Below are 21,040 nucleotides of genomic sequence, written 5' to 3'. Positions count from 1 at the left end.
TCCTCGCGCCTAGCGCGTCATCATTCCGCCGATGATCGAACCAAGAATACCGCCCAGCGGGTTTGCCGCAGGGGCCGATCCACCTGCGGGGGCTCCGCCGGAAGCCTGTTGGGCCATATAGCCCGCGACCGCCATGGCGAGGATCGGGAGCATTTTCTTGAGCAAGCCTTCGTCGATCCCGGTCATCGCCGCGACCTCCCCTGCGACCGAGCGACTGACGTCCTTGCTACCGAAAATATTGCCGAGGATGTCGTTGCCCGGCGCGGTCGGGGTTGGCTGAGTGCCCAGCACCGCATCGAGCAGTCCGCCGCCCAGCCCTCCGCCAGCACCGCCCCCTGCTGCGCCGCCCAGGATCGCTCCGGCCAAGCCGCCCAGCCCGCCCAGCGGATCGGGCGTCGCCGCCCCGCCAGTGGCGCTGCGCCCCATGCCCGCGACAATCGCCGGAAGCAGCGCCCCGGCAGCGGTCTTGGCGGTGTTTTCATCAACGCCAAGCTCGCGCGCCATGGCAGAAATCGCTCCGGTCTGCTGGAGCATGCTTGCAAGGCTCATGATCGGTCCCCGTCTCGGCGTCTTACTTGCGGCCGAACAGGCCAGAGGCGATGTCGGTCAGTTCGTCGAGCGGATTGCCGTCGCCATCCTGATCGATCATCGCGGCAAATTTGCCCAGCGAGCCTTCGCCGCCGATGGCGTCGCGGATCTGACCGAGCATGTCAGCGTCCATCCCGGTTTTTTCAGCGGCAACTTCGATCGTGTCGCGTTCGTCCTGATGCCCTGCGCCCAGCGCCGCCACCGCCTGCGCCGCCAATTGCGGATCAATGCCGAATTTCTCCGCCATATTGGTGACCGTTGGATTGTTCGTTACCTGACCAAGGATGCTGTCAAACAGGCTCATGATGGTTCCCTCCCAAAAAATGTCGCACCAGCCTTAGCGCGATGGTGTGACACAAGAAAGGCCCCGCACGGCGAACCGCACGGGGCCTCTTGCAAGCAATTGTATCGCGCCGCTCCGTTTCAGGCCGCCACCGGAGCCGCCCGGCGCACGCCTTCGTCAACATGCGCCTCAAACTCAGCGAAATTGTCGATGAACAATTGGACGAGCTTTGCCGCGGTCGCGTCATATTCGCCCTTGTCCGCCCAGGTGCTGCGCGGATCGAGGATGGTCTGGTCGATCCCGGCGGCGGCCAGCACCGGCACATGCACCGGTACGGCAAAGCCGAAATTGGCATCCTCGCGATATTCCACCGCGTCAAGGTTGCCATCCAGCGCCGCATTGAGCAGCGCGCGGGTTGCCTTGATCGGCATGCGGTTGCCGGTGCCGTATTTGCCCCCGGTCCAGCCGGTGTTGAGCAGCCAGCACTGCACCTCGCCCTTGGCAATGCGCTGTTTCAGCAGATTGCCATAGACGCTGGGGTGGCGCGGCATGAACGGCGCACCAAAGCAGGTGGAGAAGGTCGCCTCAGGCTCGGTCACGCCAATTTCGGTCCCCGCGACCTTGGCCGTGTAGCCGGACAGGAAATGATACATCGCCTGTTCGGGCGTCAACCGCGCAATCGGCGGCAGCACGCCAAACGCATCGGCGGTCAGCATGACGACATGGCTGGGCACCGGGCCGAGATTGTCCTTGCTGGCGTTGGGAATGAAGTCGATCGGATAGGCGCCGCGGGTGTTCTCGGCGAGGCTGTTGTCATCCAGATCCAGTTCGCGCGTCGCCGGGTCCATGACGACATTTTCCAGCACCGTGCCAAACCGGCGGGTGGTGGCGTAGATTTCCGGCTCGGCCTCTTCGGACAGGCGGATCATCTTGGCGTAACAGCCGCCTTCGAAATTGAACACGGCGGTGTCGGACCAGCCGTGTTCGTCATCGCCGATCAGAGTGCGGCTGGCGTCGGCGGATAGCGTGGTTTTGCCGGTGCCCGACAGGCCAAAGAACACCGCCGTCTTGCCGCCATTCTTTCCATTGGGGCCGCTGATGTTGGCGGAGCAATGCATCGGCATCACGCCCTTTGCCGGGAGCAGGTAATTGAGAATGCCGAACACGCTCTTCTTCATCTCGCCGGCATATTTGGTGCCGCCGATCAGGATCAGTTTCTCGCTGAGGTTTACCGCGATGACCGTTTCGGAATTGGTCCCGTGACGCGCCGGGTCGGCGCGGAAGCTGGGCAGGTCGATGATGGTGTATTCGGGCGCAAAATTCGCCAGTTCGCTTTCATCCGGGCGCACCAACAGCGTGCGAATGAACAGATTGTGCCAGGCCAATTCGTTGATGACGCGGACATTGACGCGGTGCTCTGGCTGCGATCCGCCGAACAGGTCGGCGACATACAGCGTTTGTTGCCCAGCGAGCGCGGTGAGAAAATCAGCCTTGAGCGCGGCAAAATGTGCAGGCGTCATCGCGGCGTTGACCTTGCCCCACCACACGGTGTCTTCGGTGGTGGCATCGCGGACGATGAATTTGTCCTTGGCGCTGCGACCGGTCTTGGCCCCGGTCTGCACGACCAACGCGCCATGCTGCGACAATGCGCCTTCACCGGCGGCAATGGACGCTTCGACCAAGGCCGGCGTGCCCAGATTGGAGCGGATGGATGCTTCAGTCTCGATGCCCTGGGCAGCGAGCGAATGAGCGAGGGGGATCAACGTGGCTTCTCCTGAAATGAGGGACTTGGAGGCAAGATTTCAAAAGAACGGAAGCGCCATCCGCATCCATTTGGATAAGCGCGGCGCGAGCGGGCAAAACTGCATGGGCTCCCAATTCGCTAATCGGCATAGATGCGTCATTGCCCCCCGTCAAACCGCGCAACCCGGCACCGCAGCGCACAATTCTCAGGCAGGTTTTTCGCAACTGCACGATAGCTTTGAAAGCAGGGCGAATTGCTTCGCCGTCCCTGGCAATTGCGTCTGTTCAATTGTTTCAACCGCGCATTGGCGCTACCGATCATGCGGGCAAGAGGAGAAGCAGGGTCGACATGGATAGCGAACACAGCAGCAGGGCCGATTCCGCCGCGCCGCAAAGGGATGCGGTCGAAATCGCGCTGGTGGATGATGACCGCAATATCCTGACCACGGTTTCTATCGCGCTTCAGGCCGAAGGATTCGTTACGCGCCTCTATTCCGATGGTGAAACTGCGTTGAAAGCACTGATCGAGAATCCCCCCGATCTGGCGGTGTTCGATATCAAGATGCCCAAGATGGACGGTTTGGAATTGCTCCGGCGGGTGCGCGCGCACGGGCCATTGCCGGTGATATTCCTAACCAGCAAGGATGACGAGGCGGATGAGGAGGCCGGGCTGGAACTGGGCGCAGATGACTATATCGCCAAACCGTTCAGCCTGCGCTTGCTGACCGCACGGATCCGCGCGATCCTGCGCCGGGCAGAGCCGGACCGGACGATCGGGCATGAAACGAGCGCGCCCGAACCGGCAAATCCGCGCATTGAACGTGGGCGGCTGAAGATGGACCCGGCGCGGCATCATGTGACCTGGAACGATCTGCCGATCAGCCTAACGGTAACCGAATTCCTGATCTTGGAGGCGCTGGCAACAAGGCCGGGGGTCATCAAGAGCCGCAATCAATTGATGGATGCTGCCTATCCAGACGATGTGTTTGTCGATGACCGCACCGTTGACAGCCACATCAAACGCATGCGGCGCAAATTCCGTGTGGTTGACCCGGAATTCGGCGCAATTGATACGCTTTATGGCGCGGGTTACAGTTTCACCGATGGCTAACCCCCTCGCCTCCTTCACCAATGGAGCGGTGCGCGGTGCGGCCAGCGGTGTCGCACAACGTTTCGGGCGTCAAGGTCTGGAACGACGCACGGTGGTTGGCCGGTTCTCGCTCACTGCGCGCATATTGGTGGTGAACATTCTGCCGCTGGCGCTGTTGTCGGGCGGGCTGTTTTATCTCGACACCTACCGCACGCAGCTCATCAATGAACGTTTCAAACTCGCGCGGATCGAGGCGCAGATTACCGCCGAAGCGCTCGCCGGGGCAACGCGAGAGCGGCAAGAGGCCCTGCTCGTCCAGATCGGCCGGGAGCAAGGGATGCGGATGCGGATGTTCGACGCCGAAGGGCTGCTGTGGGCGGACAGTTTCATGCTGGCTGAGCCGGCCTTCAAGCTTGAGGATATCAGCGACGATTCCTGGGATCAGCAATGGGCGCGCTGGCTTGACCGGACGGTCGATACGATTGTCAGTGCTGAGCCGGTGCAGGACTATGTCGAGCCCGAGGCGCAAACCGCCGATTCTTTTCCCGAACTGGTCGCCGCGCGCGAGCAAGGGGTGAGTCAGGTGCGGCTGTATGACTGGGTCGATGGCACCCCGGTAATCACCGCCGCCGCCCCGGTCGGCCTTAACGGCGCTACCCTGCTGACGGTGCGCAACGCTGTAGATATCACCGAGAGTGTGCGGGCGGCGCGTTCGGCGCTGGTGATCGCGGTGTTGGCGGTGCTGTTCGCCTCGGCGCTGCTGTCGCTTTATCTTGCGCGCACCATCGTTACCCCGTTGCAGTTGCTCGCGCGGGCGGCGCAAAAGGTTCGGCAGGGGCGCGAGCGCGACGTGGAAGTGCCGCGCCTGCCCGAACGCAGCGATGAAATCGGCCAGCTTGCCCGCTCGGTTTCGGACATGACGACTGCGCTGCGCCAACGGATTGACGCGGTTGACAGTTTCGCCGCCGACGTGGCGCATGAGATCAAGAATCCGCTGGCCAGCCTGCGCAGTGCGATCGAATCGCTGCCCAAGGTCAAGGATCCCGAATTGCGGCGCGAGCTTGAACAGATCGCCACGCACGATGTGCGCCGGATCGACCGTTTGGTGAGCGAGATTTCCGAGGCCAGCCGCGTCGATGCAGAAATGTCGCGTGCCACTTTTGAACGGATCGACCTCGGCGATCTGGTCCGCGCGATCATCGGCAACCGCGAAAACCGCGCTGAGAATCACGACCACCGGATCGAACTTGCCACGCGCGGATTTGCCGCGCAGGTTCTGGGGGTTGGCGCGCGACTGGAACGCGTCGTCGAAAACCTGTTCGACAATGCGGTGTCCTTTTCCCCGCCCGATGCTCCGATCGAAGTGACCGTCGATAATGACGGAAACTGCGTGTCGCTCACCGTCTGCGATTCCGGACCGGGCATACCCGAAGATTCGCGCGAGAAAGTGTTTCAGCGGTTCCATTCGGTGCGCCCCGATGCAGAGGACTTTGGCAACCATTCGGGGCTTGGGCTCGCTATCGCCCGCGCCATTGCAGAGGCGCATGACGGATCGCTGATCGCGGCCGCGCGTCCCGATGGCGCGCCGGGCGCTTGCCTGCATCTGCGCCTGCCAGCGGCGGTGTAGGCGCAGATGCAGCAGCAGCAATCGCCGATCATGCAAGCCAGCGTGGTCGCCATTGGCGGACGGGCGCTGGCGATAGAGGGGCCGCCGGGCAGCGGCAAATCCTCACTCGCGCTGGCGCTGATTGATCGCGGAGCCCAGCTGATCGGGGACGATGCGGTGATGCTGTCGCGGGACGGCGAAGCGGTCATGGCGGGACCGCCGCCCAATATCGCCGGCCTGATCGAGGTGCGCGGGGTCGCGCTCATCGAATTGCCGATCGCCCCGCCCAGCCCGCTGGCGCTGATCCTGACGCTGGGCGCAGAATGTGAAAGGCTGCCCAAAGCCGCGCTGCAACGCGAAATTCTGGGCGTGCTTGTGCCGTGCCTGTCTTTCTCCCCCGGCTCGATCGCCCCTGCGATCCGTGCGGAATGGGCGCTGGCGCGGCATGGGTTGGCGGCGTCGTGATCTGAGTTTGTAAAAAATCGTTTCCATTCCGCCGCGCAAAGCGCGAAAAGTGCGGTGCGATGGAAACACCACCGATCCTTGAATCTGACGATAGCAGGCTGCGCCTACTGCTGGTCACCGGGCTTTCCGGGGCGGGCAAATCGACCGCACTTGATGTGCTGGAGGATCTGGGGTGGGAAGCGATCGACAATTTTCCGGTGCGGCTGCTTGAACGGCTTGTTGCCGAACCCGATGGCGGTATGGACGCGGCGCGCGCGCCGCTCGCCATTGGCTTCGATTCGCGCACCCGCGGATTTGTGCCCGGCGAAATCATCGCGCTCGTCAAAGACCTCACATTGCGGCCGGATATTGCGCTCACTTTCATGTTCCTCGATTGCGCGGGTGGTGAGTTGGAGCGGCGCTATAACGAAACGCGCCGCCGCCACCCGATGGCGCAGGGCCGCACCGTGCGCGACGGCATCGCGGCAGAGCGGGAATTGCTCGAACCGCTGCGCCGCTGGGCAGAGATTGTCGTCGACACCACAGCGCTTTCGGCCAATGAATTGCAGGGCCGAGTGCGCGAATTGTTCGCACAGGAATTGCCGGCGACCCCCACGCTGACGGTTTCCAGTTTTGGTTTTGCGCGCGGAATGCCGCCGCTCGCCGATCTGGTGTTCGACATGCGCTTCCTCGACAATCCGCATTGGGTCGAAGAGCTGCGCGAGCTCACTGGACAGGATGACGCGGTCGGGCAGCACATTGAACGCGACCCGGCGTTCCGCCCCGCGTTCGAGCAAATGCGCGAGCTTTTGCTGACCCTGTTGCCCCGCTATGCCGCGCAGGGCAAAGCCTATGTCCATGTCGCCTTTGGCTGTACCGGAGGGAGACACCGCTCGGTCTTCACCGCCGAAGCCATGGCTCAGGACTTGCGCGAGGCGGGATTTTCGCCCACGGTCCGCCATCGCAATCTGGGGTCACGCGCCGCCGACGAAATTGAAGGCACTCGGCGCTGACACCCGGCAAAGACGCAAGTTTGAGGATATGCCGAACCCTTGTCGGAAAATCGAAACGGGCCACGCGGCGCTATTGGATTGAATTCGCATATGATCGGTTTGATCCTCGTTACTCATGGCGGCCTCGCCGACCAATTCGTCGAAGCCATGGAACATGTCGTTGGCCCGCAAACGGGCATTGCGACGGTTTGCATCGGCCCCAGTGACGATATGGAGCAACGCCGCGCCGACATTGCCGATGCGATTGGTGCGGTGGATGCCGGCAGCGGGGTCATCATCCTGACCGATCTGTTCGGCGGCACTCCTTCAAATCTCGCCATCTCGCTGCTTGACGCGGGCCGGGTTGAAGTGATTGCCGGGATCAATCTACCGATGCTCATCCGGCTGGCCGGGGCGCGCAAGGTGATGGACGTCGTCAGCGCAGTCGAAGCCGCGCAGACTGCGGGCCGAAATTACATCACCGTGGCGAGCGAGCTGCTCGGCAATGCCGCCGCGCCGCGCAGCGCCAGCGGCGGGAGCTAGAGCCCGCCGATGAGCGAAATTCGTCAAACCGTCACCATCGTCAACAAACGCGGGCTGCATGCGCGCGCCAGCGCCAAATTCGTGGGCGCTGTGGCGGCTTTGCCCGAAGGAACACAGGTGCGCGTGGCGAAAGACGGGAACGAGGCGGCAGGCGGTTCGATCCTCGGGCTGATGATGCTGGGCGCGGCAAAGGGACATACGGTCGACCTGATCGTCAGCGGCGAAGGCGCGCAGGCGGTCATGGCGGAACTCGCGGCGCTGGTCGAAAACGGCTTTGGCGAAGAGTGAATTTGGCCAGGCCATAATCCGCATGACGCGCAAACACATCACCGGTTTTTCCAACCCCACGGTCAAATATCTGCGCTCTTTGCGCGACAAGAAGCACCGCAAGCGCACCGGGCAGTTTCTGGTCGAGGGTTTGCGGCTGCTGGAGGATGCGCGCAGCAGCGGTTACTTGCCGCGCGAACTGGTGATGGCCGAGGGGCGCGAACGGCACGAATTGCTCGATCGGCTGGAGGCAGAGGTTGCGGCGGCGGGCGGCGAAATCCTGACCACCACCCCCGATATTCTTTCAAAAATCACCGGCAAGAGCAATTCGCAGAGCGTGATTGGCCTGTTTGACGAATTCGCAACCGGACTCGCGCAGCTTGATCGCAGCGCCGCGCCGATCTGGTTGGTGGCGCAGGACCTGCGCGATCCGGGCAATCTTGGCACGATGCTGAGGAGCTGCGATGCGGTGGGCGCGGGCGGGTTGATCCTGATCGACGATTGCGCCGATCCGTTCAGCGCGGAGGCGGTGCGCGCGAGCATGGGGGCGCTGTTCACAGTGGCGCTGGCGCAGGCGCGGTGGGAGGAGTTTTTGCCATGGCTAAGGTGCGAACCGGGTCAATTGGTTGCGGCCTCCCTGAGGGATGCGGTGCCCTATCGCGCCGCGCCCTATGCTGCGCCGTGTTTCCTGCTGGTGGGCAACGAATCGCAGGGGCTGCCCGACGCCTATGAGGCGGAATGCGACCTGCGCGTCACCATGCCGATGAAAGGCCGCGCCGATTCGCTCAACGCCGCTGTGGCGGGCGCGGTGCTGGCCTATGAAGTGCTGGCGGCGCTTGATAGCTGACTGGCTGCAGTTCCGGTTTGCTTGACACATTGGACAATGTGTCAAGCGGGTTTTTCAGCCTTTTTTACCTTTATTTCAGAGCTTTACGCCCAAATTCGGCGCTTGACACTTTTCCAACAAAAACGGCGTTCCATGGCGGTTCTGCGATGCGGGCAATAATGCGCAACGCGGCGCGGACGACAATGGGAAAGAGCCGCGCCCACCAAAGCATAAAGCGTCGCTGTAGGAAAATCGCGAGTGGCTATTCCGCCGCATCCTTGCGAGGTTCGAGCGCGGGATATTCCGCGTCCACCCCCGCCGCATCGCCGCCGTTGTAGCGCGGGGCGCTTTCGACCAGCGGCACTTCCTCGATCTCACGCTTGCCGATTTCGATGCCCTTGTCAGCGAGGCGTTTGCCCGACGACAGCACGTTGCGTTCAAAGCTGCCGACGAACTTGTTGTAATTGCTGACTGCGGTTTCAAGGCCGCCGCCAACGCGCTTCATATGCTCCGCGGCAACCCGCAGCCGGTCATACAATTCCGCGCCGATCCTGCCAATTTCCTGCGCTTCGGCGGCCATCTTGTCCTGCCGCCAGACCTGCGCAACGGTGCGCGCAATGGCGACCAGATTGGTCGGGGTCGCCAGCAGCACCTTGTTGCGGAACGCGAAATCCCAAAGCTCCGGGTCATGTTCCAATGCAGCGGCGACGAAATGTTCACCCGGTACGAACATCACGACATAATCGGGCGCATCATCAAACTGGCTCTGATAGTTTTTCGATCCCAAAGTCTGGACGTGGTTGCGCATGGATTTGGTGTGCAGGTCGAGATGGCGTTTGCGCTCGTCTTCATTGTCAGCCTCAAACGCAGCCTGATAGGCGTTCAGGGACACCTTGGCGTCGATCACCAGCTTCTTTTGACCCGGCACATTGACGATCGCATCGGGCCGCAGCCGCCCGCCATCGCCATCGGTCGATTGTTCGAGGTGGAAATCGGTGTGCTCGGCCAACCCGCATTGTTCGAGCACATTTTGCAGCGCCCGCTCGCCCCAGCGCCCGCGCGCCTTGGGCGCGTTGGTGAGCGAATTGCCAAGCCGCTGTGCCTCGCGCCGGACTTCCTCCTGCCCTTCGCGCATCGACTGGATCAGGCCGTTCAATTGCCCGAACGCGTCGGTGCGCTTGGCCTCCAGCTCATTCACCTGCTTTTCGTAAGAGGCGAGCTTTTCGCCCACGGGCGACAACAGCGCCTTGATCTTGGCCTCGCCGGTTTCCTCGGATTGCTTGAAGCGTTCCTCTGCGCGGCGCAGAAACGCCTCCTGCGCCTTGCCCAGCACCGCCGCACCGGTGTTTTCAAACTCCTTGAGCAGTTTTTCGCGCGATTCTTCGAGCAGGCGTTTCTGTTCGGCAAACCCGGCGCGTTCGGCGCGGAAATCGGCGTTTTCCATGCGCGCCTGTTCCAGCTTTGCCGCCAGTTCATCGGCCCCGGCAGCACGCTCAGACATGGTCGCAAGTTCGGTCACCGCCTTGCGGAATTTCTCGTCCAGCGCCCGCGCCTCACCCTCGCGCTCAGCCAGCCGTTCTCGCAGATCGGCGACCGGCCGCGAGGCAAAGAACCAGGCAGCGACACCGCCCAAAGCAAGGCCGGCAACAAGGGTGATGAGGAGGAGAATCATTTGTTCCATAGCGGGAGCTTATACGGAACGTATAGGGAACGCCAGTGCTTTGATTGCGCTTTTCGACCGATTATTGCTCTGGATTCCAGCTTTCGCTGGAATGACGGGATGAGGGAAGTCGGTGAGCAGCGCCGCAAGGGCGACTGCCCGCCCGCAGCGGGCGCAGCTTTGCTGCGCGTCTAGCGAGGACGAAGGCGCGGATGCGCCTTCGCAAAAGAAACTACGCCGCTTGCCGTATCTTCTTCAGCTTCTTCAGCGCCATCTGGCGTTTCAGCCGCGACAAATGGTCGATGAACAGGATCCCTTCGAGGTGGTCCATTTCATGCTGGAGGCAGGTCGCCAGCAGCCCTTCGAGATGTTCCTCGTGCGCCTTGCCATCGAGATCCTGATACCGGACGGTGCAGGTCGCGGGGCGGTCCACATCGGCATAGATTTCGGGGACCGACAGGCAGCCTTCGTTGAAGGTCGTGTATTCCTCCGCCGGATCGACGATCACCGGGTTCACGAACACCCGCGGCTCGCGCTTGGTTGCGGGATGGGTGTGGCTGTGCCCGTCGTGATCACAGGCTACTGGTTCTGCATCGGGGTCTTCGGGTTGCAGATCGATCACCAGCAAACGTTTGGGCACGCCGACCTGAATCGCCGCAAGCCCGATGCCGGGGGCGTCATACATCGTTTCCAGCATATCCGCGGCCAGCTGTTTCAGATCGTCGTCAAATTCGTCCGGTGCGACGGGACTGGACACGATTTTGAGCCGGGGGTCCGGCACTTCGAGGATTTCAAGGATAGCCATGCCCGGCAAATATGTTGTTCGCGACCGGCTTTCAAGTTATCTCGAAATCGCAAAAGGGAAAAAGCAATGTTTGGAAAATCTTGCAGGGCCATACTTGGTCTTGCCGTGTGCCTTGGCATCGTCAGCTGTTCAGAGGCCCCTGATAGCCCCGACGCGCTGCAAGATCAGGCCAATAGACCAGCCTACCTGATTGCCGAGGTCGAAGTGACCAACCCTGACGAATATCCGGCCTATATGGAGGCGGCTGCTCCCTTGATCGCGGAATATGGCGGACGGTATATCGTGCGCGCCGGTGAAAACGAAGTGCCTGAAGGTCGCCCGATCGAGGGCAGGCTCGTCGTGATTGAGTTTCCCGACCATGCGCGGCTGCTCGAATTCTGGAATTCGGCGGAATATCAGGCGATCAAGCCGCTCCGAACAGATAACGCCAATTCGCGCATCATTCTTGCCGACGGGATAGCGCCTTAACCGGGCTTTTGGCGCATCATTCCATTGGACGTCGTGCGCGCAATGCCTGCGCCAGCGTGCCCTCGTCGAGATAGTCCAGCTCTCCGCCGACAGGCAACCCATGGGCAAGCTGCGTGATGCGCACCGCATGTTCGGCGAGCCGTTCGGCAAGGTAATGCGCGGTGGTTTGCCCTTCCAATGTGGCGTTCATCGCCAGCACCACTTCATCGACGTCGCCTTGGGATACACGCTCCATCAGGGATGCGATGTTGAGGTCTTCCGGCCCGATCCCGTCGAGCGCCGACAGCTTGCCGCCGAGCACGTGATAGCGACCCGGAAACAGCCGCGCGCGGTCCAGCGCCCAAAGGTCCGCGACATCCTCCACCACGCACAGCGCGCGCGCATCACGGCGCGGATCGGCGCAAATGCCGCAGGGGTCGCGCGTATCGACATTGCCGCAGGTCGCGCATTCAAGCAGAGTTTCCGACACGGCGGCGAGCGATTCGAGCAGCGCGGGCAGCGCGGATTCGCGGTTCTTGACGAGCCACAGCACCGCCCGGCGCGCGCTGCGCGGTCCAAGGCCGGGTAGCCGGGCCAGAGCGCCGGAAAGCGCTTCGATCTCTTGCGATGCCATGGGGGGAGAGATAGGGGCTGGCGCAAAGCCAAGAAAGGGCCAAGCCGAAATCATGCGCCCAAAAATGAAAATAGTGTTCATGGGAACACCCGATTTTGCGGTGCCTGCGCTGGTCGCTCTGTTTGAGGCGGGGCACGAGATCGCCTGCGTTTACTCGCAGCCGCCGAGCCGTTCGGGCCGGGGCAAGCAGCTGCACCCCTCCCCCGTGCAGGCCAAGGCGGAGGAGCTGGGGCTGGCGGTGCGCACGCCCAAAAGCCTGCGCCATACAGAGACGCAGGCGGAGTTTGCCGCGCTGAATGCCGATGTCGCGGTGGTCGCGGCCTATGGCCTGATCCTGCCGCAAGCGGTTTTGGATGCGCCCGCATATGGCTGCATCAATATCCACGCCTCGATCCTGCCGCGTTGGCGCGGGGCAGCGCCGATCCACCGCGCGGTGATGGCGGGCGATGCGGAGACAGGCGTGACGATCATGCAGATGGAGGCGGGACTGGACACCGGGGCGATGCTGCGTGTGGTTCGGACCGCGGTGGCGCGCAAGACGACCGGCGAGCTGACGGAGGAACTGGCGAAGCTGGGTGCGGCGGCGGTGGTGGAGGTGCTGGCCGATCTGCCCGCCTTCGCACCGATTGCGCAGGACAATGCAGCGGCGCTCTATGCGCCCAAGATCGACAAGGCTGAGGCGCGCATCGACTGGAGCGAGCCTGCCGAGGTGATCGAATGCAAAGTGCGCGGCCTCGCCCCCTTCCCCGGTGCTTGGTTCGAAATTGACGGCGAAAGAGTGAAGCTGCTGCTGGCCGAACCGGCCGAAGGGTCCGGCGCGCCGGGTGAGGTGCTGGATGGCGATCTCACCATCGCCTGCGGCACCGGGGCGCTGCGTCCCTTGCGCCTGCAACGCGCGGGCAGACCGGCGCTGGATCGCAGCGATTTCCTGCGCGGCAATCGGGTGACAGCGGGGGCGATCCTGTCTTGACCCGGTTCGACTTCACCCTCGAATTTGACGGCACCCCGTTTCAGGGGCTGCAACGGCAGAAGCACGGGCCCAGCGTGCAACAGAGCATCGAGGAGGCATTGCACCGCATCACTGGTGAAGAGGCCGCGCTGCATTGCGCGGGTCGCACCGATGCGGGGGTCCATGCGCTGGCGATGCGCGGTCATGTCGATCTGGCCAAGGACATTGCCCCGTTCCGCCTGATGGAGGCGGTAAACGCGCACCTGCGCCCCGAACCCATCGCGGTCACGCATTGCGAGGTGGTGGCTGACGATTGGCACGCGCGGTTTTCCTGCACCGGGCGGCGCTATCTCTACCGGATCGTCAATCGCCGCGCGCCGGCAACCTTGGCGCGCGACCGGGTGTGGCAGGTTTCGCCTGAACTCGATGTCGAGGCTATGCACCGCGCCGCACAGACGCTGACCGGGTTGCACGATTTCACCACCTTCCGCTCCGCCCATTGTCAGGCAAAGGACCCGGTCAAGACGCTCGACCGGCTGGATGTGGTGCACGCCGAAACCGAATTCGGCCCCGAAGTGCATATCCACGCCGCCGCGCGCAGTTTCCTCCACCATCAGGTCCGTTCGATGGTTGGCTGCCTGATGCTGGTCGGCTCCGGGTCAAGGACGCCCGAACAACTGACAGAAGCGCTGGCCGCGAAAGACCGCGCTGCGCTGGGTCTGAACGCCCCGCCGCAAGGGCTGTATTTCGCAGAGGCAGTCTATCCCGGCGATGCTTGACCTAACGTCACCCTAGCCAGTTCGTCATTGCGAGCGTAGCGAAGCAATCCAGTCCCAAGGCCCGCTGGATTGCCGCGTCGCCTTCGGCTCCTCGCAATGACCTAATCGAGATGGGAGACTCAAGACCAATGACCACCACCGGAAAACAGCTTTTCACTACGCTGACCGCAGACGGCAAACTCACGCTTGAAGTGGCCGAAAGCCAGTTCCCCACCCCGACCGGTAATCAGGTGCTGGTCCGCATGGAGGGCGCCCCGATCAACCCCAGCGATCTGGCGATCCTGACCAGCGCCGCCGATTTCGAAACCGCCGAATATTCGCCCGGCAAGGTCGTCGCGCAGATGCCCGAACCCTTTCTCTCAGGGCAAAAAGGCCGCCACGGACAGCGCCTCACCGCCGGTAACGAAGGCGCGGGCGAAGTGATCGCGACCGGCGACAGCGACATGGCAAAAGCACTGCTGGGTAAGCGGGTCGCCTGCGTCCCCGGCCATGCCTTCAGCCAATATGCCATTGCCGACGCGAAGATGTGCCTGCCGCTGGGCGATCATTCGTCCGAGGAAGGCGCGTCGTCTTTCGTCAATCCGATGACCGCCCTGGGCTTTGTCGAAACCGCCCGGATGGAAGGCCACAGCGCGATCATCCACCTCGCCGCCGCGTCCAACCTTGGCCAGATGCTCAACAAGATCTGCCTCGAAGATGGGATGCAGCTGGTCAATATCGTCCGCAAACAGGATCATGTGGACCTGCTCAAAGCGCTGGGCGCGACCCATGTCGTGAATTCATCAGACGATGATTACATGGCGCAATTGCGCGCCGCGATTAAAGATACTGGCGCGTTCCTCGGCTTCGATCCGATTGGCGGCGGGCAGAACACCGACCATGTGCTGAAAGCGATGGAGCAGGTCGCCTCCAGCCAGATGGGCGAATATTCGCGCTATGGCTCCAATCAGGACAAGAAGATGTATATGTATGGGCGGCTCGATCTCGGCCCGACCATCCTGACTCCGTCTTACGGGCTGCAATGGCAGGTTGCGGGCTGGCTGCTCACCCCATTCCTCGCCAAGGCGGGAATGGAAACCGTGGTGAAAATGCGCACCCGCGTGCAGCAAAATCTGACCACCACCTTTGCCAGCCATTATAAAGCCAAGGTCAATCTCGAAGAGATGCTGACCAAGCCAGCGATCACCGATTACCGCCAGATGAAAACCGGCGAGAAATATCTGGTCACGCCCTGGGGTTGATCCGGTCAGGTGCGAGTCCCCGCAAGGCGCGGGGGCTCGTGACTGCCGATTGACCGCTATTGGCGAGTGGAGGCTTTGGGCTTGGCGGCTTGGCTTAGGTTGGAAAACGGACATTTTGTAGCCAGCAAATTCTTGTTTCGCCTGTTCGCTTTGGTGGTCTTGCAATCTGGTATCCGGAGTTCAACTTTCTAGACCAGAAAGCACCTTCAAGATTGCTTTGATTTCGGCAGCTTGAACGTCCGCATAAAAGCCAATAATCGCTTCACCGATCAGATCTCCTTCCAACTCGGTCAATTGCGCCTCAAGGTCTTTCTTTGCCGATTGAAGCTCCTTGAGGAGCGTTGACAGGACGCCTGACGCACGCTCTTTGGCCAACAGCGGCATAAAAAAGAGCCCCACCAAGCGATCCAATTTTATTGATCGATCCGAGCGTATTGCTGCCAGAATTTGAGATTGCAGCCTTTCCTCTCCCGCATTCGTCAAGTGATATTCGTTTCGAGCAGGGCCTCTCCCTCCTGAAACTTTTTTCACATCGAGAAAGCCCTTAGCGCTCAAATCCTTGAGTAGCTTGTAGATCGTTGAATTACCGATCTCATTCCATCGCTTCATTTCGGTGCGTGCGATGAACTCTTCCATCTCGAAGCCATAACGTTTCCCCAGCGCGACGAGACCAAGAACTGTCAACTCTTGCGTGTGAGGATGGGGTGATTCATCTGTCATTGCAATCTACTCTACGATAGACTAGTAAGGGTGGGAAGGGTGAGGAGAAAGCAATGACCTTAGGCGCTGCAGGCCAGACAGAAGATGCACGAAACCACATCTGCGATAAGCTAAGCTGGGCAGTGATGGAGGTGGTTCTCATCTCTGCATCCTTTATCTTCCTGTCTTATACGATCATGGATTTGGTTCACTTATCAACATATCTTGATCCACGCGTGGATGTTGCGGAATTTTATTGGGTTGCCCCCATGATTGGGGGGACATTCGCACAATTGCTCCTTGTTCTGACGGCCGCAATCTTCCTACCGACGGTTAGAGACGCGATACGGGCAACAGCGAAGACAGGGAATAGGAAGGCATGGGCCATCGCGCTCGCAGCTGCTCTTATCCATATCGGCACCGCGGTACTTTTTTTTGTGAAGGAGCCAGGGCGCATCTTAGAACCTTCTTCGCTCAACGCCTTGTTCTCCAGCATTCCCGCAATCGATGGATGGACACAAGAAGTGATTTTTCGAGGCTATGTGATCTTAAGGCTTGCCAAGGCCGAAGGACCTGATTGGCTCAAAATCGCAATTTCTGCAGCGCTATTTGCTGCAATCCACATTGGGTACGTCGAGGCAGGACTGGCCGGAGCGTTCTGGCCGCTGATTGGAACAGCGATGTTAGGCGGGTTCCTTGCTTGGGCAGTTATCGTTGGCAAAGGAGCGCTGCTGCCAGTGGTTGTCGCACATGCGCTCGTAATTGCCGTGCTTCAACCTTGGTTGGCACTCTCGTGAGGCGTAGGGAAGCAATAGGACTGGTCGCAGCTATGATTGGCTCGACAAACATCAGATGGTCCATTTTGGAAGAGGAAGGAATTATGTTCGCCGTTTTGAACAGGCTACTTTGCACACCTGATGGGCGACAGACGGTTGCAGATCTGATGTACGGAGCTGCAACCAGCATGGAACAATGCCTCCATTATTCCATCGTACTGGACAGCACCGATGCAAAGGCAATCTGGGTTTACGAGGTCTGGCCAAGCGAAGAGGCGCATGTTGCATCACTTCGATTGCCAGCAGTTGGCGAAGCAATTCAAAAGGCAAGGCCGTCAATCGAGAGTGCAGAAAGAGTGTTCTCCGGTCACGATCTGAAAGTTGCAAGAGATTGCCTCTCGAGCGCATAATTCGGCCTGAAGCGCGTAATCCGGCAATACCGAAGTTTGGCCAAGCGGGGGCAGCACTAGGAATAGCGTTCGTCGCTCGTGCATGTGTTTCCACGAAAGATGCGACGGCAAAATGGGCGGATTTATCTGGTAAAAGTGTCCGCAACGGCGCCGCCACCCCAATTTCCGTTTTAGATCAAAAATCGGCAACAGCCACCACGCCCCCTCACCCCCCGTCAAACGCCGCTTGCACCGCGCCTGCATCGGTGATCCCGCTGGCGATCAGCAGCATCAACAGCACGCGCGCCTTGGCCGGGCCGAGAGCGCGGGCGGCGGCGAAGCCGAGGGCGTCGTCGTCCACCTCGACATTGCGGTCCACCATACCTTCATCGACGCGCGATGACCGGACCACGGGTACCCCGGCGCGCACGGCGTCGGCCAGCGCGTCCAGCACCACGCGCGGAGCGTTGCCCTGCCCCATCCCGGCGATGACGATCCCCTTGCACCCGATCCCCAACAGCGCCTGCACCGGCATGGCGTCCATCCCGGCCCCCGCCGTCAATATCGCAACACGCGGCAAGGCCTCGGGCCAGGGGAAACGCTTGGTGCTACCGATCCGATGGGCGGGTGCAAACCAGTCGAGGCTGGACGGCGTCACGCGCGCAATCGGCCCTCGCGGGTAGCCCTTGAAAGCGTCGATGTTCGACGTCGCCGCCTTGCGCACATCGCTGGCCGCAAACACCGTGTCGCCCATCACCACCATCACGCCCCGGTCGCGCGCGCGGGGATCGCTGGCGACGCGGATCGCGTTGAGGAGATTGCGAATCCCGTCGCTGCCCACGGCATCTGCCGGACGCATCGCGCCCACCATCACCACCGGCATGCCCGCATCCAGCGTCAGGTCGAGCAGAAAGGCAGTTTCTTCCGCCGTGTCGGTGCCATGTGTGATAATCACACCGGCAATGTCGGCATCGCCCTGTGCCGCGGCAATCTCGGCATGAAGCGCAGACCATTGCGGCCAGCCAATATCCTGCGACCCGATCTGGGCGATGGGCCTGGCGACCAGCTCCACCTCAAGGTCAAGCGCGGCGATATTGGCGACCATGACCTCCAGGGTGATGTCGCCCGCGGCATAGGATTGCCCCGTCGCCGAGGAAGCCGAGCCGGCAATCGTCCCGCCGGTGCCGAGAACAAGGAGTCTTTGCGCGCTCATCGCCAGCGCCTTTAGCGGGCCAATGCAATTCGCACCACATGCGCAATTGATTTTGAACTTTTTGCCGCTAGATAGCACCTCACCAAACCGCGCCGCTTCCCATGCCGCGCCATGCCGTGGGGCGATTAGCTCAGTTGGTAGAGCATCTCGTTTACACCGAGAGGGTCGGCGGTTCGAGCCCGTCATCGCCCACCACGGATATTTTTGCCGCCATCGGGCTGGCCCCGTTCAAACCGCGTCCCATTGGCCCTGACCCAATCCGGCAATCGTCCATTCGCCCACGCTCCAGCGCACCAGCCGCAAGGTCGGGTGGCCGACCGCCGCCGTCATGCGGCGCACTTGCCGATTGCGCCCTTCGGTGATGGTCAGCCGCAGCCAGCTATCAGCAACCGTCTTGCGGTAGCGCACCGGCGGATCGCGCGGCCATAGCTCGGGCGGGGCAATCGCCTCTGCCTTGGCCGGGCGGGTCGGTCCGTCGTTCAGCGTCACGCCGCGGCGCAAGGCATTGAGCGCCCCGCTATCGGGAACGCCCTCAACCTGCACCAGATAGGTCTTGGGCAGTTTGAAACGGGGGTCGGCAATCCGCGCCTGCAGCGCGCCATCATCGGTCAGCAGCAGCAATCCCTCGCTGTCGCGGTCGAGCCTGCCCGCCGGATAAACATTCGGCATGGCGATGAAATCGGACAGGGTGGCGCGTGCAGTTTCGCTGCCCTTGTCGGTGAATTGCGAGAGCACGCCGTAAGGCTTGTTAAACCGGATCAGCGCCATTTTTGCCCCCGATCAAGACGCGGCTGCAGGCGTAGACGTTTGGGCGGGCTTCCCAATGGCCTGCGCCAGCGCGCTGCGCAATTCGGCGATGGCTGCCTCGCTGTCCCATTCATACCCGCCCGCGACCCGCATGATTTCGTGCCCCTGTGCATCGAACAAGATCGTGATCGGCAACAGACCGCCATCGGTGAATGTCGCCGACAGCTCGCCATCGGGGTCAAGCCATTGTTCGAGATGGCGAAAATCGCGCTGGGCAAAGAACGGCGCGACCACTTCTGCGCCGCGCACATCCTGGCTTATAGTGAGCACCCGCAATTCGCCTTCCATCGCGCCCGCCAGATTGTCGAGCATCGGCATTTCCACCACGCAGGGCGCGCACCATGTCGCCCACAGATTGACCAGCACCGGCCCTTCCAGTGCAGCCAGATCGAGCGTGTTTCCCGCCGGGTCGTCCAGAACCAGCGCAGGCAGCGGCGTTCCGGCAAAAGCGCGCACCGGGCGGCCTGGCAATTGCGGCGGGGTCGCAGGCCCGCTTTGCCCGGTCGAAGCAGCGGTTTCTTGCGCCGCGTCGCCCGCGCCACTATCGCACCCGGCAAGCGCAAGCGCGGCAAAAGAGATGAAAGCGATCGAACGAAGCATGAGCGACTCCAGAAATTCCATGTGGGGCGGGCGGTTCGCCGAGGGGCCTAGCGCGATAATGCGCGAGATCAATGCTTCGATCCCGTTCGACAAGGCGTTGTGGCGTGAAGACATAGCTGCGTCAAAGGCGCATGTCGCAATGCTCGGCGCGCAGGGGATCGTTTCGCCAGACGATGCCCACGCCATCGCGCAGGGGTTGGACCAGATTGCCGAGGAATATGAGGCGGGCGGCGTGCCCGAAAACTGGGACCTCGAAGACATCCACATGACGGTTGAGGCGCGGCTGACCGAATTGATTGGTCCGGTCGCCGGGCGGCTCCACACCGCGCGCAGCCGCAACGATCAAGTGGCGACCGATTTCCGTCTCTGGGTGCGCGGTGCCAATGCGCGGGCGCTGGCCGGGATTGCGGCGCTGCGCGGCGCGCTGGTGGAACGAGCGGGCGAACATGCCGATACGATCATGCCCGGCTTTACCCATTTGCAAACTGCGCAGCCGGTGACATTGGGCCACCATCTGATGGCCTATTACGAGATGCTGAACCGCGATTCCGCGCGCATTTCTGCCGCGCAGGACCGGTTGGACGAATGCCCGCTGGGCTCTGCCGCGCTGGCTGGCACCGGCTTTCCCATCGACCGCGATGCGACCGCGCAGGCGCTTGGTTTCGGCGCGCCCACCCGCAATTCGCTCGATGCGGTGTCTGACCGCGATTTTGCGCTCGATTACCTGATGGCGGCGAGCCAGTGCGCGCTGCATTTGTCGCGCCTGGCAGAGGAGCTGATCCTGTGGGCCAGCCAGCCATTCGGTTTTGCCTCGCTGCCCGATAGCCTTTCGACCGGCTCCTCGATCATGCCGCAGAAACGCAATCCAGACGCCGCCGAACTGGTGCGCGGCCACGCCGGGCGGATCATCGGAGCGGCCACCGCGCTGATGATCACGATGAAGGGGCTGCCGCTCGCCTATTCAAAGGATATGCAGGATGACAAGCCGCCGGTGTTCGAAGCTGCTGGTCTGCTGGACCTGTCGCTTGCCGCAATGACGGGCATGATCGCCGAGACCACGTTCAAGGCTGAACGGATGCGAGCCGCCGCGCAGGCCGGCCACGCGACCGCGACCGATCTTGCCGATTGGCTGGTGCGCGCCGCCGACATCCCCTTCCGCGAGGCGCATCACATCACCGGCGAGGCGGTGCGGTTGGCCGATGCCAAACTTTGTTCGCTCGAAGAACTGTCGCTGACCGATCTGCAGGCCATCGATCCGCGCATCGACGAACGGGTGTTCGGCGCGCTGTCGATAGATGCGTCGGTTGCCAGCCGCGCGTCCTATGGCGGGACCGCGCCCGATCAGGTAAGGCAGCGCGTGGCCGAGGCGCGCGAACAACTCGCCCGCGCCGCCGGGTCGATGGAGGAATGATGCGTGTATTGGTGATAGCGCTGGCGGCGGCGGCGCTGACCGCATGCGGTGCGCGCGCCCCGCTCAAGCCGCTCGACGGGAGCAGCCTGCCGGTCGCTCCCTACGGCGCGACGCAGGCCCCCGATGCCGAAGAATTGCTCGAACCCGAAGCGCTCGCCGCGCCGGAACGCAGCGTCGAATTGCGCCGCCGTTCGGAAGAACGCGAAGACGATCCGTTCGATCTCCCCCCCGAATAGGCCAATCCGACA

Annotated in this window: 25 protein-coding genes and 1 tRNA gene; 16 read left to right on the top strand and 10 right to left on the bottom strand. The window is 62.0% G+C overall.

Annotated features, from left to right (window positions below):
* Positions 1 to 9: 9 nt before the first annotated feature.
* The 3 genes from ACM64M_RS04665 to ACM64M_RS04655 all read right to left on the bottom strand — a co-directional run bounded on the left by ACM64M_RS04665 (position 10) and on the right by ACM64M_RS04655 (position 2,634).
* Positions 10 to 549, bottom strand: a complete 540-nt coding sequence (locus ACM64M_RS04665; RefSeq protein WP_416227499.1) for a DUF937 domain-containing protein — start codon at positions 547 to 549, stop codon at positions 10 to 12.
* A 22-nt stretch (positions 550 to 571) separates the two neighbouring features.
* Positions 572 to 892 (bottom strand): hypothetical protein, encoded by a 321-nt coding sequence (locus ACM64M_RS04660; protein ID WP_416227498.1) that lies wholly within the window; start codon positions 890 to 892, stop codon positions 572 to 574.
* 119 nt (positions 893 to 1,011) lie between these two features.
* Positions 1,012 to 2,634 (bottom strand): phosphoenolpyruvate carboxykinase, encoded by a 1,623-nt coding sequence (locus ACM64M_RS04655; RefSeq protein WP_416227497.1) that lies wholly within the window; start codon positions 2,632 to 2,634, stop codon positions 1,012 to 1,014.
* Between the two features lie 329 nt (positions 2,635 to 2,963).
* Between ACM64M_RS04655 and ACM64M_RS04650 the strand changes: the two genes are divergently transcribed.
* The 7 genes from ACM64M_RS04650 to ACM64M_RS04620 all read left to right on the top strand — a co-directional run bounded on the left by ACM64M_RS04650 (position 2,964) and on the right by ACM64M_RS04620 (position 8,403).
* Positions 2,964 to 3,725, top strand: coding sequence for a response regulator transcription factor (locus ACM64M_RS04650; RefSeq protein ID WP_416227496.1), 762 nt, complete (start codon positions 2,964 to 2,966; stop codon positions 3,723 to 3,725).
* A complete protein-coding gene (locus ACM64M_RS04645) occupies positions 3,718 to 5,331 on the top strand; it encodes a stimulus-sensing domain-containing protein (RefSeq protein ID WP_416227495.1) in 1,614 nt (537 codons plus the stop codon). Before ACM64M_RS04650 ends, ACM64M_RS04645 begins: the two co-directional genes overlap by 8 nt.
* A 6-nt stretch (positions 5,332 to 5,337) precedes the next feature.
* The gene (locus ACM64M_RS04640; protein ID WP_416227494.1) at positions 5,338 to 5,775 is read left to right on the top strand and encodes an HPr kinase/phosphorylase; all 438 of its coding nucleotides are present in this window, start codon (positions 5,338 to 5,340) and stop codon (positions 5,773 to 5,775) included.
* Positions 5,776 to 5,834: 59 nt separating this feature from the next.
* On the top strand, positions 5,835 to 6,767 hold the full coding sequence (gene rapZ, locus ACM64M_RS04635; protein WP_416227493.1) for an RNase adapter RapZ: 933 nt from the start codon (positions 5,835 to 5,837) through the stop codon (positions 6,765 to 6,767).
* 90 nt (positions 6,768 to 6,857) lie between these two features.
* Positions 6,858 to 7,289, top strand: coding sequence for a PTS sugar transporter subunit IIA (locus ACM64M_RS04630; RefSeq protein WP_416227492.1), 432 nt, complete (start codon positions 6,858 to 6,860; stop codon positions 7,287 to 7,289).
* A 9-nt stretch (positions 7,290 to 7,298) separates the two neighbouring features.
* Complete coding sequence (locus tag ACM64M_RS04625) at positions 7,299 to 7,577, top strand: HPr family phosphocarrier protein (protein WP_416227491.1); 279 nt, start codon at positions 7,299 to 7,301, stop codon at positions 7,575 to 7,577.
* Between the two features lie 22 nt (positions 7,578 to 7,599).
* Positions 7,600 to 8,403 (top strand): TrmH family RNA methyltransferase, encoded by an 804-nt coding sequence (locus ACM64M_RS04620; protein ID WP_416227490.1) that lies wholly within the window; start codon positions 7,600 to 7,602, stop codon positions 8,401 to 8,403.
* A gap of 241 nt (positions 8,404 to 8,644) precedes the next feature.
* Here the strand turns inward: ACM64M_RS04620 and rmuC are convergent, their stop codons facing one another.
* Together rmuC and def are read right to left on the bottom strand one after the other, a co-directional pair.
* Positions 8,645 to 10,063, bottom strand: coding sequence for a DNA recombination protein RmuC (gene rmuC / locus ACM64M_RS04615; protein WP_416227489.1), 1,419 nt, complete (start codon positions 10,061 to 10,063; stop codon positions 8,645 to 8,647).
* 211 nt (positions 10,064 to 10,274) lie between these two features.
* Positions 10,275 to 10,847 carry a peptide deformylase gene (gene def, locus ACM64M_RS04610; protein WP_416227488.1) on the bottom strand — a complete coding sequence of 191 codons (573 nt, stop codon included), beginning with the start codon at positions 10,845 to 10,847 and terminating at the stop codon, positions 10,275 to 10,277.
* Positions 10,848 to 10,913: 66 nt separating this feature from the next.
* Between def and ACM64M_RS04605 the strand changes: the two genes are divergently transcribed.
* Positions 10,914 to 11,315, top strand: coding sequence for a DUF1330 domain-containing protein (locus tag ACM64M_RS04605; protein WP_416227487.1), 402 nt, complete (start codon positions 10,914 to 10,916; stop codon positions 11,313 to 11,315).
* Positions 11,316 to 11,331: 16 nt separating this feature from the next.
* Here ACM64M_RS04605 and recR read toward each other — a convergent pair whose 3' ends face one another.
* The gene (gene recR, locus ACM64M_RS04600; RefSeq protein WP_416227486.1) at positions 11,332 to 11,928 is read right to left on the bottom strand and encodes a recombination mediator RecR; all 597 of its coding nucleotides are present in this window, start codon (positions 11,926 to 11,928) and stop codon (positions 11,332 to 11,334) included.
* A gap of 64 nt (positions 11,929 to 11,992) precedes the next feature.
* On the opposite strand from recR, the gene fmt reads away from it, so the two are divergent.
* The 3 genes from fmt to ACM64M_RS04585 all read left to right on the top strand — a co-directional run bounded on the left by fmt (position 11,993) and on the right by ACM64M_RS04585 (position 14,897).
* Positions 11,993 to 12,898: a methionyl-tRNA formyltransferase gene (fmt, locus tag ACM64M_RS04595; RefSeq protein WP_416227485.1), complete on the top strand. Its 906-nt coding sequence runs from the start codon at positions 11,993 to 11,995 to the stop codon at positions 12,896 to 12,898.
* Positions 12,895 to 13,656 carry a tRNA pseudouridine(38-40) synthase TruA gene (truA, locus tag ACM64M_RS04590; protein ID WP_416227484.1) on the top strand — a complete coding sequence of 254 codons (762 nt, stop codon included), beginning with the start codon at positions 12,895 to 12,897 and terminating at the stop codon, positions 13,654 to 13,656. The genes fmt and truA overlap by 4 nt, the downstream gene beginning before the upstream one ends.
* A gap of 128 nt (positions 13,657 to 13,784) precedes the next feature.
* Positions 13,785 to 14,897 (top strand): zinc-binding dehydrogenase, encoded by a 1,113-nt coding sequence (locus tag ACM64M_RS04585; protein ID WP_416227483.1) that lies wholly within the window; start codon positions 13,785 to 13,787, stop codon positions 14,895 to 14,897.
* Between the two features lie 180 nt (positions 14,898 to 15,077).
* On the opposite strand, the gene ACM64M_RS04580 is transcribed toward ACM64M_RS04585, so the two are convergent.
* A complete protein-coding gene (locus ACM64M_RS04580; RefSeq protein WP_416227482.1) occupies positions 15,078 to 15,617 on the bottom strand; it encodes a PadR family transcriptional regulator in 540 nt (179 codons plus the stop codon).
* 53 nt (positions 15,618 to 15,670) lie between these two features.
* On the opposite strand from ACM64M_RS04580, the gene ACM64M_RS04575 reads away from it, so the two are divergent.
* Positions 15,671 to 16,393 (top strand): type II CAAX prenyl endopeptidase Rce1 family protein, encoded by a 723-nt coding sequence (locus tag ACM64M_RS04575; protein WP_416227481.1) that lies wholly within the window; start codon positions 15,671 to 15,673, stop codon positions 16,391 to 16,393.
* A 32-nt stretch (positions 16,394 to 16,425) separates the two neighbouring features.
* Positions 16,426 to 16,782 (top strand): putative quinol monooxygenase, encoded by a 357-nt coding sequence (locus ACM64M_RS04570; RefSeq protein ID WP_416227480.1) that lies wholly within the window; start codon positions 16,426 to 16,428, stop codon positions 16,780 to 16,782.
* Between the two features lie 205 nt (positions 16,783 to 16,987).
* On the opposite strand, the gene ACM64M_RS04565 is transcribed toward ACM64M_RS04570, so the two are convergent.
* Positions 16,988 to 17,974 carry an asparaginase gene (locus ACM64M_RS04565; RefSeq protein ID WP_416227479.1) on the bottom strand — a complete coding sequence of 329 codons (987 nt, stop codon included), beginning with the start codon at positions 17,972 to 17,974 and terminating at the stop codon, positions 16,988 to 16,990.
* 119 nt (positions 17,975 to 18,093) lie between these two features.
* Here ACM64M_RS04565 and ACM64M_RS04560 point away from each other — a divergent pair.
* Positions 18,094 to 18,169 (top strand) — tRNA-Val (locus tag ACM64M_RS04560).
* A gap of 33 nt (positions 18,170 to 18,202) precedes the next feature.
* Here ACM64M_RS04560 and ACM64M_RS04555 read toward each other — a convergent pair.
* Positions 18,203 to 18,742: a pseudouridine synthase gene (locus tag ACM64M_RS04555; protein ID WP_416227478.1), complete on the bottom strand. Its 540-nt coding sequence runs from the start codon at positions 18,740 to 18,742 to the stop codon at positions 18,203 to 18,205.
* 12 nt (positions 18,743 to 18,754) lie between these two features.
* Complete coding sequence (locus ACM64M_RS04550) at positions 18,755 to 19,381, bottom strand: TlpA family protein disulfide reductase (protein WP_416227477.1); 627 nt, start codon at positions 19,379 to 19,381, stop codon at positions 18,755 to 18,757.
* On the opposite strand from ACM64M_RS04550, the gene argH reads away from it, so the two are divergent.
* Both argH and ACM64M_RS04540 read left to right on the top strand, forming a co-directional pair.
* Entirely contained in the window at positions 19,380 to 20,792 is a 1,413-nt protein-coding gene (gene argH, locus ACM64M_RS04545) for an argininosuccinate lyase (RefSeq protein WP_416227476.1), read from the top strand. The two genes, ACM64M_RS04550 and argH, sit on opposite strands and share 2 nt — an antisense overlap.
* Positions 20,792 to 21,028: a hypothetical protein gene (locus ACM64M_RS04540; RefSeq protein ID WP_416227643.1), complete on the top strand. Its 237-nt coding sequence runs from the start codon at positions 20,792 to 20,794 to the stop codon at positions 21,026 to 21,028. The genes argH and ACM64M_RS04540 overlap by 1 nt, the downstream gene beginning before the upstream one ends.
* The last annotated feature ends 12 nt before the right edge of the window (positions 21,029 to 21,040 follow it).

It is taken from the genome of Qipengyuania sp. ASV99 (assembly GCF_047872805.1).
In the GTDB taxonomy this organism is placed as follows: Bacteria; Pseudomonadota; Alphaproteobacteria; order Sphingomonadales; family Sphingomonadaceae; genus Erythrobacter.
Note: the sequence above shows the minus strand (reverse complement) of the source record. Positions and strands in the feature narration are given on the sequence as shown.

Bases quoted from the DNA above. Each gene is read 5' to 3' on its own strand.
- ACM64M_RS04565 (WP_416227479.1), bottom strand. From the start codon at position 17,974: ATGAGCGCGCAAAGACTCCTTGTTCTCGGCACCGGCGGGACGATTGCC.
- ACM64M_RS04645 (WP_416227495.1), top strand. From the start codon at position 3,718: ATGGCTAACCCCCTCGCCTCCTTCACCAATGGAGCGGTGCGCGGTGCG.
- ACM64M_RS04570 (WP_416227480.1), top strand. From the start codon at position 16,426: ATGATTGGCTCGACAAACATCAGATGGTCCATTTTGGAAGAGGAAGGA.
- ACM64M_RS04585 (WP_416227483.1), top strand. From the start codon at position 13,785: ATGACCACCACCGGAAAACAGCTTTTCACTACGCTGACCGCAGACGGC.
- ACM64M_RS04625 (WP_416227491.1), top strand. From the start codon at position 7,299: ATGAGCGAAATTCGTCAAACCGTCACCATCGTCAACAAACGCGGGCTG.
- ACM64M_RS04630 (WP_416227492.1), top strand. From the start codon at position 6,858: ATGATCGGTTTGATCCTCGTTACTCATGGCGGCCTCGCCGACCAATTC.
- argH (WP_416227476.1), top strand. From the start codon at position 19,380: ATGAGCGACTCCAGAAATTCCATGTGGGGCGGGCGGTTCGCCGAGGGG.
- fmt (WP_416227485.1), top strand. From the start codon at position 11,993: ATGAAAATAGTGTTCATGGGAACACCCGATTTTGCGGTGCCTGCGCTG.
- def (WP_416227488.1), bottom strand. From the start codon at position 10,847: ATGGCTATCCTTGAAATCCTCGAAGTGCCGGACCCCCGGCTCAAAATC.
- ACM64M_RS04540 (WP_416227643.1), top strand. From the start codon at position 20,792: ATGCGTGTATTGGTGATAGCGCTGGCGGCGGCGGCGCTGACCGCATGC.
- ACM64M_RS04665 (WP_416227499.1), bottom strand. From the start codon at position 549: ATGAGCCTTGCAAGCATGCTCCAGCAGACCGGAGCGATTTCTGCCATG.
- ACM64M_RS04660 (WP_416227498.1), bottom strand. From the start codon at position 892: ATGAGCCTGTTTGACAGCATCCTTGGTCAGGTAACGAACAATCCAACG.
- ACM64M_RS04550 (WP_416227477.1), bottom strand. From the start codon at position 19,381: ATGCTTCGTTCGATCGCTTTCATCTCTTTTGCCGCGCTTGCGCTTGCC.
- ACM64M_RS04620 (WP_416227490.1), top strand. From the start codon at position 7,600: ATGACGCGCAAACACATCACCGGTTTTTCCAACCCCACGGTCAAATAT.
- rapZ (WP_416227493.1), top strand. From the start codon at position 5,835: ATGGAAACACCACCGATCCTTGAATCTGACGATAGCAGGCTGCGCCTA.
- ACM64M_RS04640 (WP_416227494.1), top strand. From the start codon at position 5,338: ATGCAGCAGCAGCAATCGCCGATCATGCAAGCCAGCGTGGTCGCCATT.
- ACM64M_RS04580 (WP_416227482.1), bottom strand. From the start codon at position 15,617: ATGACAGATGAATCACCCCATCCTCACACGCAAGAGTTGACAGTTCTT.
- recR (WP_416227486.1), bottom strand. From the start codon at position 11,928: ATGGCATCGCAAGAGATCGAAGCGCTTTCCGGCGCTCTGGCCCGGCTA.
- ACM64M_RS04605 (WP_416227487.1), top strand. From the start codon at position 10,914: ATGTTTGGAAAATCTTGCAGGGCCATACTTGGTCTTGCCGTGTGCCTT.
- ACM64M_RS04555 (WP_416227478.1), bottom strand. From the start codon at position 18,742: ATGGCGCTGATCCGGTTTAACAAGCCTTACGGCGTGCTCTCGCAATTC.
- ACM64M_RS04650 (WP_416227496.1), top strand. From the start codon at position 2,964: ATGGATAGCGAACACAGCAGCAGGGCCGATTCCGCCGCGCCGCAAAGG.
- rmuC (WP_416227489.1), bottom strand. From the start codon at position 10,063: ATGGAACAAATGATTCTCCTCCTCATCACCCTTGTTGCCGGCCTTGCT.
- ACM64M_RS04575 (WP_416227481.1), top strand. From the start codon at position 15,671: ATGACCTTAGGCGCTGCAGGCCAGACAGAAGATGCACGAAACCACATC.